Raw genomic sequence first — 12,795 nt, 5'->3', positions numbered from 1 at the left:
TAATTGGAAAAATGTTGCGCAATTATTATCTTCACTTGAGGTGTCTTTATGTGCTCGTCATGATAGAATTTTGTTCGAGGCCAGAAGTTTGTTTCGAAAAGTGCCTTAAGCAATATTTACGATGCCAGGTGGGGCTTCGAAGTATATATATTTTTTGTCTATATGAGCAGATCTGGGGGTGAATGTTTTGTTAAAGAAAATTTCTAAATTGTTGGTGGTTATAATGATCGGGGCAATTTTTACGGGCATATCCATGGAGGCGATCGCGAAGCCTGTAGATCCTATTGCCGGAAACCCCATTGCAAAAATAGCAGATGAAGCGTCTCCGGCTGTGGTCAATATAGATACGGAGACCATGGTAAAAAGGCCTCTTTTTCCCTTTGCCGATGATCCTTTCTTTAGGCAGTTTTTTGGCGATCAATGGGATCAATTCACTCAGATTATCCCCATGAAGGGGAAGGGCTCGGGCTTCATAGTTTCCAAGGACGGATATATATTAACCAATAACCATGTGATCGAAGGGGCTGATAAAATAACTGTATCCTTGGCCGATGGCAGGCAGCTCGATGCCAAGATAGTGGGAAAGGACCCAACCTTTGATTTAGCCGTTATAAAAGTGACGGCAGGCAATTTGCCGGTCCTTCCATTGGGCGATTCGGATGCCCTTCAAGTAGGTGAATGGGTGGTAGCCATAGGGAATCCCTTTGGTTTGGATCATACAGTTACTGTTGGAGTCATATCCGCTAAAAACCGCTCCATAAGAGCAGGTAATGTGAGTTTTGATGGGTTCTTGCAAACCGATGCTGCGATCAACCCGGGAAACAGCGGCGGTCCTCTTTTGGATTTGGACGGCAAGGTCGTTGGTATAAACACAGCTATCATACCCTATGCTCAAGGTATAGGATTTGCCATACCGGTAAACATGGCGAAAAGCGTAATTGACGATCTTGTAAGCTATGGCAGAGTTCGCAGAGGATGGCTTGGCGTTTACGTTCAGCCGCTTACGAGCGATATAGCTCAGGCATACGGGCTGAAGGTCGAAAAGGGAGCAGTAGTGGCAGATGTCGTTCCCAATTCTCCGGCCGATAAGGCTGGAATTAAAAGAGGAGTCGTCATAACTAAGGTTGATGATGTTGAAATTAACAACGCTCAGGATTTGGTATTTCAGATACGCAAGCGTATGGCTGGAGACAAGGTTAAGGTGGAGATAGCAACTTCAAGCGGAAAAAGAAGCGTCACGGTGACTCTCGAGGAAATACCCGGTCAGACTGAGGCGCCTCGTCTTGAAGTTTCTGATTTGGAGGAAAGCTTAGGTATCGAAGTATCTCCAGTAACTCCGGCTTTGAAACAGAAATACAACATAGATAGCGAAAAGGGTGTCGTTGTTGTCAGGGTAAAGCCTGGATCGATAAGCGACAGAGTGGGCATTAGAGAGGGAGATTTAATCTTGGAGGCAAACGGAGTAGCTCTAAAAACTGTGGATGACCTTAAGAAGGCATTACAAAGAAACCCTGATTCTGTTGTTCTTCTGGTAATGCGCGAAGGACGTACGTTCTTTGTCTCCTTGCGGAAGTAAATTTTTCATATCAGTCGGAGGTGTATTTTATTGAAGGCGGAAGACGTCATTGTTATCTTAGACTGCGGTTCTCAATATACTCAACTTATTGCAAGACGCATCAGAGAGCAACATGTATTTAGCGAGATTCTGCCCTGGGATGCTCCTATGGAGGAAATACGATCAAGAAATCCCAAGGGGATAGTTATCTCCGGAAGTCCTAAAAGCGTTTTATCGCAGGGGGCACCCACAATATCTGATGAGCTTTTTGATTTAGGGGTTCCCATTCTGGGCATTTGTTATGGGATGCAACTTTTATCCCATCTTTTGGGGGGCAAGGTGGCAAAGGTCGAATTGGCCGAATATGGTCGCGCAAAAATAGAGGTGCTGGACCTCAATGCAGCTATTTTTAGAGGTCTTCCGAAGGAGTTTTACGTGTGGATGAGCCATGGAGATACGGTAGTAGAACTACCGCCTGGCGCCCGCGTTTTGGCAAAAAGCGAAAGCGGTCTCATAGCCGCTATGGCGTTTACGGAGAAACCCATCTTTGGATTGCAGTTTCATCCGGAAGTAGCTCATACTGAACATGGAATTGAAATTTTACGCAACTTTCTTTTCGAAGTATGTCATTGTGACCAGACGTGGAATTTAGGTGATTGGGTGGAAGAACAAGTCAAGCAGATATCGCAAACAGTAGGCGACGGTAAAGTCATATCTGCTTTGTCTGGGGGTGTGGATTCCACAGTAGCTGCTGTCCTTACTCAAAGGGCAGTGGGAAACAGGCTCTATTGTGTCTTTGTAAATACCGGTTTACTGAGGCTCGATGAAGCTGAAAACGTTCTTTCTGTCTATCGCAATGAATTAAAACTAAACGTTCGTTACGTAGATGCTTCGGAAGAATTTCTTAAAGCCTTAAAAGGGGTTACCGATCCGGAAGAAAAGCGCAAAGCTGTAGGCAGAACCTTTATCGAGGTTTTCGAGCGAGAAGCAGAAAAGGTTGGAGATGCCAAATGGCTCCTTCAGGGCACCCTTTATCCCGATGTAATTGAAAGCGGAAGACAGGGTAAGGGAGCATCGGTGATCAAGACTCATCATAACGTAGGCGGATTGCCCGAGGAAATGAAATTAAAGCTAATTGAGCCGTTAAAAGACCTTTTCAAAGATGAAGTTAGGGCTATAGGGTCCATTCTTGGCATTCCTCGCTCTATACTAAGAAGACATCCCTTTCCCGGGCCGGGATTGTCCGTTAGATGTCTTGGGGAGGTGACACCTGAAAAACTTGAGCTGTTGAGACGAGCCGATGCCGTGTTCATTGAGGAGCTTGACGTCGCAGGCTATTACGAAAAGGTTTGGCAAGCCTTTTGTGTTTTGTTACCCGTTAGGAGCGTGGGCGTCACTGGGGATGAACGTACTTATGGTTATACCGTTGCGCTCAGGGCAGTTGAGTCGTTGGACGGCATGACGGCCGATTGGGCTTATTTAGATCGGGAGTTGCTCGATAAAGTTGCCCGCCGTATATGTAACGAAATCCCTGGAATTAATAGAGTGGTGTTAGATGTTACAAGCAAGCCGCCGGCAACTATAGAGTGGGAGTGATGAATTTGTAGAGAGGAGTGTGGCAGGGTGCGAAATAGGATTAGAGTGCTTTTCGTCTGTGGCAAAAATACAGCCCGAAGCCAAATGGGCGAAGCTTTGCTTAACGCCATTGCAGGCGACCGTTTTGAAGCGGAAAGTGCAGGATTGGAGGCAGGGGATAGTTTAAACCCCTTTGTCGTCGAGGTGCTGCAAGAGATTGGGATCGATATTTCAGCTAAGAAGACGAAGAAAATCATGGATCTATACGAATCGGGAAAAACTTACGATTATGTCATTGCCGTCTGCGATGCGGCTCAGGCTGAGCTTTGTCCTGTTTTTCCGGGGGTAAAAAAACAACTTCACTGGCCCTTTCCTGACCCGGCTTCCTTTGAAGGAACAAGGAAAGAAAAGCTTCAAAGAACCAGAGAAATAAGAGAAGAGATGAAGGCCAAGATCGAAGAATGGATGAGAGAAATTACGTAAGACGCCATTGCCAGGATGTAAATTGGTGCAGTAAATAACAACAAAGAGGGGAGTCTCCCCTCTTTGTTGTTATCGTTAAGAACTATTCGTTACAGCAGCCAGGACATCCGGCACATCCGTCGAGCTGCTCAAAAAGTTCCTTCATAAGTTTTTCCTTTTCCTCGTTGGAAACCTCTTTATTTTGTTTTCTTTCTTCGATCGCCAATTCATTTCCCTCCCATCTTTGCATTAGCGTTTAAAGGATCGGAAAACCTGCCTCTTTCCAGGCTTTCACTCCGCCGCGCAATGCTTTTGCATTTGAAAAACCTTTGCTTTCATACTGAGCTGCCACACGGACAGCTGTGCCGTCATCAGGTCAGGCGCAGTAGAAGATTAGCTCCTTATCCTTTGGCAAGCCATCCTCCTTGCTTTGTAGTTCCTGAAGAGATATGGCTCCTTCCAGATGCACCATTTTAAACTTATTTTCATCAGCATAGGCGCAAACCAAAAGTGCTTCCCCTGCCTGTGCCTTCTTCCTCGCTTCTTCAACTCCGATTCTATCTGGCATATTTCATCCCCTCCTCTTCTGAGCTATATGTTAGGTACATCTAAATTATATCAAATTTAAATGATTTTAGCTATGTATCATTCAGGGAATAAAATTAAAAGCTTCTGTCTTTATTACTAAATTTTATAATCCAAGGAATGACGTCTTCACCATCTCGTTTCCGAGCAGTTCTTCGGAATTGCCGGATATTGTGATGCGCCCGTTTTCTAACACGTATCCCCTATCGGATATCGCCAATGCTTCTGGGACATTTTGTTCGGTTAGCAAAATGCTTATTCCATATTCTTTTAATAAACTTAGCGTATTAAACACCTCTGATACAAGCTTTGGCATTAAACCCATCGATACTTCGTCAATCAAAAGCAGCTTTGGTTTCGACATCAATGCTCTTCCGATCGCAAGCATTTGTCTCTCCCCGCCGCTCAAAGTTCCGGCCTTTTGCTGCAACCTTTCCTTTAAGACGGGAAATAAAGAATAAACCAAGTCCAGATTTTCCTTTACGTCGAAGGCTTCTTTATGAAGGCTGGCTATTAACATCAAGTTTTCCTCCACTGTAAGATCTGGAAAAACTCTGCCCCCTTCAGGTATATAGGCAACCCCCATTTTAGCTTTTTCCCAGGGACGTTTTTTTGAAACATCCTTTTCTAGGAAAGATATAGATCCCCTCTGTAGAGGAACTATACCCATGATGCCTTTTAGCAAAGTGCTTTTTCCTGCTCCATTGGCACCAAGTAAGGAGACAATTTCACCTTCGCCTACACATAAAGTAACGCCCCATAGGACTTTAATGCGATTATAAGCAATCTCAATATCTTGAACGTTAAGAAGCATATTTAACCCCCTTTGTTCCAAGATACACCTCAATCACCAAAGGATCGTTGGCAACTTCTTGCGGAGTTCCCTCTGCAATTTTATTTCCCCTATGGAGCACGACAATTATGTCGCTCAAATTCATCACAAAACTCATTGTATGTTCTATAAGGATGATCGAAATACCCAGTTTTCTGATTTTTTCTACCAGCTCGGCAAGTTCGTTTCTCTCCTGGTTGTTCAGCCCCGATGCAGGTTCATCCAATAATAACAACGAAGGGGCAGTTGCCAGGGCCCTTCCGATTTCAAGTTTTCTTAATAAACCTATGGGCAAAGAGGAGGCCAGCTGATTTTTAGAATCGGAAAGGCCGATCAGGTTTATAATCTCATCTGCCTTTTGCAGGATTTCCTTTTTTCGACAGTTTTTAAACAACGAAGAGATGTTGCCATGTAATTTGCAGCCCATACCGACAAGTACGTTTTCTTCTGCTGTCAATAAACTAAAGGGTTTAGCTATTTGGAATGTACGCGCTATCCCGAGCTTCGCCCTATAGAGGTATTGATTGACGAGAATAATTTTAGATAACTCTCCCAGCACCACGAAATACATCATTATGACTTGTCAATATTATATTAATAATTTAAATTATAGTTTTTCTAATTAGTTTAGGATAACTAGATGACTAAAATTTATATAAAAAACTATTAATATGTCGTATTCATATTTTATCATAGCAACGAAAAAATATGAATTATAGGAGCAAAAATGTTGTTCTTTATTGCACATCTTGATGTCGCTATGTAATATATATCGGCGAGGTTATGTGCTTTCGTTGGTTAAATTTTACCCCAGAAAAGGTGTTTGGAGGGATCGTTTATGTAAAACGGCCTGTTAATTGTCAAGGTTTTTAATATCAATTTAAAAGGAGGTTCATCGAATGTCTTGGGGTCTGATTAACGGCATATTTACAATCAATCTGGATGGCATGTGGACTACAGCTTTAGCTGCTGTACTGCTTTTGGTTGGTTATGGCTTGAGGCGACGAATAGGCATTTTAGAGCATTTTTGCATCCCTGCACCTGTTATAGGTGGTGTTTTAATGTCGCTATTAGTCTTGTTCTTGCACCACCGGGGTGGCAGTTCAATTAAATTCAACACTGCTCTTCAGTCTCCCTTGATGATAGCCTTTTTCACGACCGTTGGCATCGGAGGCAGCTTTGGACTGCTCAAGCGAGGCGGGAAAGCCCTAATCATCTACCTGGTGTTTTGTTGGGGAATGGCGCTTTTTCAAAATGGCTTCGGGGTCGGCTTGGCGAAGCTGTTGGGCATACATCCTGTTTTGGGTGTCATGGCCGGTGCTGTATCATTGGAAGGAGGGCATGGAGGAGCAGCAGCCTTCGGCCCTGTTGCAGAAAGTTTAGGCGTTTCTGGAGCACAAGTAGTTGCAATCGCTTCAGCTACATACGGGCTGATTGCAGGAGGTCTTTTGGGAGGCCCTGTAGCCAGGTGGTTGATAGATCGCTATAAAGTAACGATTAGTCCGAATGACGATGTAGTTTATATGCAACATCTACAAGAGGGTAAGGAGGAAAAGCGCGAGGGGTTTGCCAGTTTCGATTTTATAAAGATGCTGGCGCTCGTATTAGTGATAATGGCTCTCGGTAGTTTTGTAACGGGTAAAGTTAAGGAGTTGTACAATTTCAGTCTTCCCGGGTACGTGGCTGCCATGTTTGTGGCGGTGGTGTTTCGCAACATAAATGATCATGTGGGGTTCGTAAAATTGCACGACAAAGCCATAGAGTTAATCTCAGATGTATCTTTGGGTATATTTTTAACTATGGCGATGATGAGTCTGCGAATATGGGAATTATACGATCTGGCTGTTCCCTTGATTGTAATTCTTGTAATGCAGACGGTAGCAATTTTGTTGATAGCTGCCTTTTTGCTTTTCAGGATATTGGGCAAGGATTATGATGCTGCTGTAATGTGTGCCGGATTTGTGGGGCACGGAATGGGAGCTACTCCTAATGCGGTGGCGAACATGAGCGCTGTTTGCGAACATTACAATGTCATGTCTTACAAGGCTTTTTTAATCATACCTTTATGTGGGGCTGTGCTCATAGATCTTGTTGGTATTCCTTCTATAGTATGGTTTATAAATTATTTTGCAAATTAACACATATACGAATGTAATATAAACGTATAAGGCTATACTAAACCATATAATTACTATTTATCCCCTGAGACTTTTTCGATATTCTCAGGGGATAAATAAATTCAAGCTCATATGCGTTTTTGTAGTATCATTTTTACGTTAAATAAACGGAGGTGAAAGAGTGAAGTTATCTAAAAAAGCCAAAGCCTTTGTGTCCTGGAGCGGAGGAAAGGATTGTTGTCTGGCCATGCATATGGCGAGGGATACAGAACCCATCGTTCTTTTAAACATGGTTACGGAAGATGCAGGAAGGTCCATGACACACGGGCTTTCCGGTAAAGCCCTGCGACTGCAGTCCGACTGTATAGGATTGCCGTTGATTCAACAAACCACAACCTGGAATACCTATGAGAGAAACTTTAAAGATGTGGCAGGGAGGTTGAAGAAAGAAGGAATTGAAGCCGGCATTTTTGGCGACATAGATCTCGAGGAGCACCGAACATGGATAGAGAGAGTATGTGCCGATATTGGCATCGAACCCATGTTTCCTCTATGGCAAAAAGATAGATCGAGCCTGTTGGAAGAATTGATTTTTTCTGGATTTAAGGCCATTGTGGTGGCTGCAAAGGCAGAATTGATTAACGAGAAATATCTGGGGTGTCCTGTTGACCCTTCGTTCGTGGAATATGTCAAGGAAATAGCCATAGACATTAATGGCGAAAACGGAGAATACCATACCTTCGTCATCGATGGGCCTTTGTTCAAAAAGAAAATAGAAATTACTAAAGGTCAAATTATACATAAAGGTGGCTATATATTTTACGATATGGTGGAATTAATTACAAAAAAGAAAGAGATAGCGGCAAATGAATGAATTTGTAAGGACTCTTAAAAAGGTCGTCGAAACCAATTTAGGCGACGGTTTGCTGCTTTCGGGCGGCATAGATTCTACGGCATTAGCATGCCTTGTACCTTCAGCGATTGCCTTTACGATAGATTTTGAGTCCAAGGGTAAAGATATTGAATATGCTAAAAGGGTAACTGAAATTTTAGGTATGAAACATTTTTGCCTGAGGGTGTCTACTGAAGAAGCCATAGAAGCAATACCTATCGTCATAAAAATCCTTAAAACCTTTGACCCTGCCATACCTAACGATATCGTCGTCTATTTCGGCTTGAAACTGGCAAAAGAAAAGGGGTGCGTAAGTGTTATGACAGGGGATGGAGGCGATGAGCTGTTTGGAGGATATTCATATATGGCAGATCTCAATTTAAACGAATATATACCGAAAATAGCGCATAACCTCTCCTTTTCATCTAATAAATTGGGCGAAGTCATGGATTTAGAAATTAAGCAACCATTCCTTGATAAAGAGTTTATCGGCTATGCTCTTAAGATCGATTGCGATGATAAAATAAAGAAAATTGACGGTAAAATATATAACAAATGGATACTTCGAAAAAGCTTCGAGGATTTTCTGCCCCACGATATCGTTTGGAGACAAAAATCACCTCTTGAACAAGGTTCCGGAATGACTTTGCTTCGCGACATATTAGAATCTAAGATAACTGACGTAGAATTCGGGACAAAAGAAAAAGATTACAAGATTAAATTCAGGAGCAAAGAGCATCTGTATTACTATGAGATATATAGACGGGTAGTAGGTGAAATTCCTCAACCTTCCGGAGAAGAGCAAAGATGTCTCTATTGCGGTGCCGGTATTAGCCGAGGAAGAGATCATTGCCGAGTTTGTGGCGGAATTCAATCTCAGTGGCGTCAATAACAGCGCCAAAGTAGGCGGATTATTTGAATTGCTAAATTACATGTCACCAGATGGAAGCAATACAACCTCAAAAATATTTTTACAGCTAAATGTTTACTTTTTGCTTGACCGTGAGATAACAATTTAGTATACTATAGTAAATTGTTGATGTCTGCGGCTGGTTCGAACCAATAATTAATGATATTACAAAATATGGAGGTCGATGTGTCGATTAATGTTTTAAAGTAAGTGTACAGGAAGTGATTTTTATATGAGATTAAGGTTTTTGTTTAAGGTAAAATCCGGCGATAAGTTGGTTTTGGGAAGGAAAAATTAATATTTACTGCCCTATAATACCTCAAATATCATTAGTCTACATTTAATTCTTTTGACTTTAAAATTACTGTTTACTTGATAATAGAGTAATTTATGTTCGATCGAAACAAAGGATATTTGCAAATAACATAAACTTTATGGGCAAGCACGGCAAAGGTAAACCTATGAGTTTATGATCAATATATATGATGACTTTTCAGTAGCGGGGGGTGAATCAAATAATTCATGAGGATAACGATCGAATTTTCGCCGCTTGTGGATAGGTTGATTCTTCCTATTCACTATAACAGTTTGATTCAGGGATTTGTATATGCCAACTTGGACAATCTAATCTCAGATAGTTTGCATAATAAAGGAGTTGCTTTCGGAAAAAGACAGTTTCGTTTCTTTACCTATAGTCGTATATATGGAAGATACTTTATTAATAGCGAAACTATCGAATTCACCGGCCCACTAAAATTACATATAAGTTCCATTCACGAAGATGTGCTCGAATCCTTTGTAAAACATCTCTTAATAAAAGGCAAAATAGAATTAGGGTCACAACAGTGCGAGTTACTTCGAATAGATGTCGAAGAAAAACCAAAATTTGCCCGACCAATCCAAGTTAAAACCCTTTCTCCAATTACTGTTTACAGCACACTGACCGCAGGAGATGGACGAAAAAAGACCTATTACTACAGTCCTACAGAACGAGATTGGGAAATTCAAATTTTCACAAACTTATGGAGGAAAAGTCAGGCGTTAGGCATGGGATCCAGTGATCCAGCGTATTTAGCAGGATCAAGGATAAGGCCAGTTAAGGTTGGCAAACAAGACCTTAGGATAATGAAATATCGCGACACCGTAATCAAGGGTTGGACAGGTATTTACGAATTGGACCTGCCGGAAGAATTTTTCTATCTCGCCTATGATGCAGGTTTGGGAGCAAAGAATAGTCAGGGGTTTGGGATGATTGAAGTGACGGATTCCAAAGATGAAAGATATAAGTAATGTAAGAACGAATCTAATGTGCGTCAAATTAAAGAAAAATTGAGAGTCGACTTGAGAGCACGAGTCTCGAATATAGTAAAGGATTTAAGATGATTAGACCAAATGGTGTAGAAAGAAAAGTAGTCGTTAGAGGTGAATTTCAATATATACCAACCTAAATAGGTATGTAATATAAATATGACAGAGGTGATTTTTGAAGGATAGATATTATTAAATTAATATGGTTGGTCTGGTGATGGGATCGTCATATGTGATCCTGAAGCGACAAATGAAGACTTATCGTTCCAAGATTGGCATGGAGGTAAAGGGGAATATGAGCGTATATCGTATTTTTACTGATTTTCAGCAAGAATTTTCTAACCGACTTAGCCAAGCGGATTACATGCTTGCTGATACCCGCATCCCTTGGGTTTCACTTTATGACCATCTCAGCCTTACTGCTGGCATCGCAGTAACGATGACAAAGGAACTTCTGTCTCGCGGGCGGAGCCCTAATAACATTTGTGGTATAGATCTTCCAGAAAATGAACTAAGGGCACTGGCTTGTCTCTGTGGGTTTATTCACGACATTGGAAAGGCCCGCATGGGTGAGACAAAATATTACAATCATGTGCAAGAAGGCATCAAATATGCTCAAGAATGGCTTGAGAGTAAGAATATTCAGAATCATCTACGATCCGTTATCCTCAACGCTATAGGACGTCACCATCTTCGCGATGGGCCACAAACAATTCTTGAACAAGTTATCTGTCTGGCTGATAGTTATGCCTCAGCTGGAGATCGTCCAGAACTTTCGAAAGCAAGTACTGTCTCAGAGCTAGTGCAGACAGCTAACGAAAATCTGGATCTGGAGCATTCCTTATTTGGTGACCATAAGCCCCTTTGTTTTCTCTTGGGCGATACGGATGCCATTAAAGAATATATTTACGAAACAAGCTCATTACCTGAAATTCGCGGGGCTAGTGAAATACTCCTGAGCTTGGATGAAAAAGTACGAGAGCTTTTTCGAGAGCATTTAGCGGCAGAATCTTTAATCTACTGTGGTGGAGGTGGATTTCTGGCCATTGTTCCTGCCAGTCAAGCTGAAGAATGGCAGAAACATATCGAGGCTTTGTATCTTAAAGAGACCCATATTGCAACCATAACGGTTGTAATTTCTGAACCTGTCGGCTACATGGACATCGGGCGAGGGCTCATACCCTACGACGATGAACAAGTAAGAAAGCTCGTCGGTAGAGGTATTGCTGGCGACTTACTCTTTAGTCATTTCGAAGCACTCTTACAAAACCGAGCAAGACGCAAGAACTTTGGTGAAGTAGTTGCAAAACTTTCAAGCCAACTCCAGCAAGCAAAACGACAAAAAGAAGAGGCTTCATTCCTTGAGGCTTTACCAATTTACAGTCGGTGTCATTCCTGTGGGAAACGGGCATCGGCGAAACAGGACGATGTAAAAGCAGAATGGCTTTGTGATATATGTTATGAAAAAAGGTGCAATGGCCGAAAGGGGCGGCGTGTTTTTGTCAGGCGTTTCATTGAGTGGGCAAAGACCAATAAAGGCGTAGAAATCCCCCTAAAAAACAGTGAGGGAAAGCCGCGCTTCCCAGAAGATCTTGACGCCCTTGCAGGTGATGAAGGCAGAATCGCTTTCTTATATGTTGACGGAAATAACATGGGAGATCTACTACAACTCATGCCTTCTCCAGCTTCGTACCGCCACTTCTCGCAAGTACTGCATAGTGCCATAAGCGACGCACTTTTTTCGGCATTCTGGAACGCTTTCGGCGAGGCGCGCCTCAGAAACCTATCTTTGCCTTTTGAGATCATAGCACTCGGAGGTGACGATCTTGTAGCGATTGTGCCTGCTTCTTATGGATGGGCACTTGCCGTACAGGTCCTTGAAGAGTTTGAAAAGAACTTAGGCGTCCAGAAACTGGAATGTGAATTAAACGAGCGTCTTAAGGATGCACTCTTAAAGGCTGCTCATTTAAGTCTCTCAGCGGGGCTCGCAATCGCCGATGTCAAGTACCCTGTACGCTTTCTCTTTGATTTGGCAGAGGGACTCCTTAAAGAAGCCAAGCGCTTGGCTCGGACAACGCAAAATGGCACTATTTGTCATCTTTGGCTTCGCGCACCGGTCATTTCAGAAAGTGCCAAGGTTCTTATGGATGAACTATATAAGCGAGAGGGACGATATCTCACAGCTCGTCCTTATACAAAAGATCAGGCAAAAGAACTCATTGGAATCGCACGAGAACTTTCAACGCTTGCCACTTCTCAGCGAAAGTCCCTCGCTGAGTCCATTGAAAAAGGCATCCATGTATCATTGAACTATGCGCTTTATCAGGCAGCGCGCATTGATAAAGATAAGCAAGAGACAATTATTGAAACGTTCGAAAAGCTTGGCACTTTTATGAGCAAAAATACCAAGTCGCAAAACTTAAAAAAGTTCTGGTTTTGGCAGGAAGATAACCAGGATAAAGGGTGGCAAACTGCGCTTTTAGATGCTCTGGAACTGATCGAGCTCGGTGCCACAAAAGTAGGTTATGGAGGAAAATCATGATTTACAGATTGTGGGTT

General features: G+C 42.5%; 12 protein-coding genes. 8 read left to right on the top strand and 4 right to left on the bottom strand.

Annotated elements, in window-relative coordinates:
* The first annotated feature begins 253 nt into the window (after nt 1-253).
* The 3 genes from HMPREF1705_RS02155 to HMPREF1705_RS02145 are packed head-to-tail and all read left to right on the top strand — an operon-like array spanning nt 254 to nt 3,613.
* Nucleotides 254-1,576: a DegQ family serine endoprotease gene (locus tag HMPREF1705_RS02155; protein ID WP_009200349.1), complete on the top strand. Its 1,323-nt coding sequence runs from the start codon at nt 254-256 to the stop codon at nt 1,574-1,576.
* A 30-nt stretch (nt 1,577-1,606) separates the two neighbouring features.
* On the top strand, nt 1,607-3,151 hold the full coding sequence (guaA, locus tag HMPREF1705_RS02150) for a glutamine-hydrolyzing GMP synthase (protein WP_009200350.1): 1,545 nt from the start codon (nt 1,607-1,609) through the stop codon (nt 3,149-3,151).
* Between the two features lie 27 nt (nt 3,152-3,178).
* Nucleotides 3,179-3,613 (top strand): arsenate reductase ArsC, encoded by a 435-nt coding sequence (locus HMPREF1705_RS02145; protein WP_040347769.1) that lies wholly within the window; start codon nt 3,179-3,181, stop codon nt 3,611-3,613.
* An 82-nt stretch (nt 3,614-3,695) separates the two neighbouring features.
* On the opposite strand, the gene HMPREF1705_RS11115 is transcribed toward HMPREF1705_RS02145, so the two are convergent.
* The 4 genes from HMPREF1705_RS11115 to HMPREF1705_RS02130 all read right to left on the bottom strand — a co-directional run bounded on the left by HMPREF1705_RS11115 (nt 3,696) and on the right by HMPREF1705_RS02130 (nt 5,568).
* Nucleotides 3,696-3,818: a hypothetical protein gene (locus tag HMPREF1705_RS11115; protein WP_262349428.1), complete on the bottom strand. Its 123-nt coding sequence runs from the start codon at nt 3,816-3,818 to the stop codon at nt 3,696-3,698.
* A 150-nt stretch (nt 3,819-3,968) separates the two neighbouring features.
* The gene (locus HMPREF1705_RS02140) at nt 3,969-4,160 is read right to left on the bottom strand and encodes a rhodanese-like domain-containing protein (protein WP_009200353.1); all 192 of its coding nucleotides are present in this window, start codon (nt 4,158-4,160) and stop codon (nt 3,969-3,971) included.
* A gap of 123 nt (nt 4,161-4,283) precedes the next feature.
* Nucleotides 4,284-4,991 (bottom strand): ABC transporter ATP-binding protein, encoded by a 708-nt coding sequence (locus HMPREF1705_RS02135; protein ID WP_009200354.1) that lies wholly within the window; start codon nt 4,989-4,991, stop codon nt 4,284-4,286.
* Complete coding sequence (locus HMPREF1705_RS02130) at nt 4,981-5,568, bottom strand: ABC transporter ATP-binding protein (RefSeq protein WP_050767842.1); 588 nt, start codon at nt 5,566-5,568, stop codon at nt 4,981-4,983. The genes HMPREF1705_RS02135 and HMPREF1705_RS02130 overlap by 11 nt, the downstream gene beginning before the upstream one ends.
* Nucleotides 5,569-5,908: 340 nt before the next feature.
* Here HMPREF1705_RS02130 and gltS point away from each other — a divergent pair, with 340 nt between their 5' ends.
* The 5 genes from gltS to HMPREF1705_RS02105 all read left to right on the top strand — a co-directional run bounded on the left by gltS (nt 5,909) and on the right by HMPREF1705_RS02105 (nt 12,778).
* Complete coding sequence (gltS, locus tag HMPREF1705_RS02125) at nt 5,909-7,147, top strand: sodium/glutamate symporter (protein ID WP_057940641.1); 1,239 nt, start codon at nt 5,909-5,911, stop codon at nt 7,145-7,147.
* Between the two features lie 160 nt (nt 7,148-7,307).
* Nucleotides 7,308-8,000, top strand: coding sequence for a Dph6-related ATP pyrophosphatase (locus HMPREF1705_RS02120; RefSeq protein WP_057940640.1), 693 nt, complete (start codon nt 7,308-7,310; stop codon nt 7,998-8,000).
* Complete coding sequence (locus HMPREF1705_RS02115) at nt 7,993-8,910, top strand: asparagine synthase C-terminal domain-containing protein (RefSeq protein WP_057940639.1); 918 nt, start codon at nt 7,993-7,995, stop codon at nt 8,908-8,910. The genes HMPREF1705_RS02120 and HMPREF1705_RS02115 overlap by 8 nt, the downstream gene beginning before the upstream one ends.
* A gap of 540 nt (nt 8,911-9,450) precedes the next feature.
* Nucleotides 9,451-10,218 carry a CRISPR-associated endoribonuclease Cas6 gene (gene cas6 / locus HMPREF1705_RS02110; RefSeq protein WP_057940638.1) on the top strand — a complete coding sequence of 256 codons (768 nt, stop codon included), beginning with the start codon at nt 9,451-9,453 and terminating at the stop codon, nt 10,216-10,218.
* 313 nt (nt 10,219-10,531) lie between these two features.
* The gene (locus HMPREF1705_RS02105; RefSeq protein ID WP_040348979.1) at nt 10,532-12,778 is read left to right on the top strand and encodes a Cas10/Cmr2 second palm domain-containing protein; all 2,247 of its coding nucleotides are present in this window, start codon (nt 10,532-10,534) and stop codon (nt 12,776-12,778) included.
* Nucleotides 12,779-12,795 lie beyond the last annotated feature (17 nt).

The organism is Acetomicrobium hydrogeniformans ATCC BAA-1850 (assembly GCF_000160455.2).
In the GTDB taxonomy this organism is placed as follows: Bacteria; Synergistota; Synergistia; order Synergistales; family Acetomicrobiaceae; genus Acetomicrobium; species Acetomicrobium thermoterrenum.
Note: the sequence above shows the minus strand (reverse complement) of the source record. Positions and strands in the feature narration are given on the sequence as shown.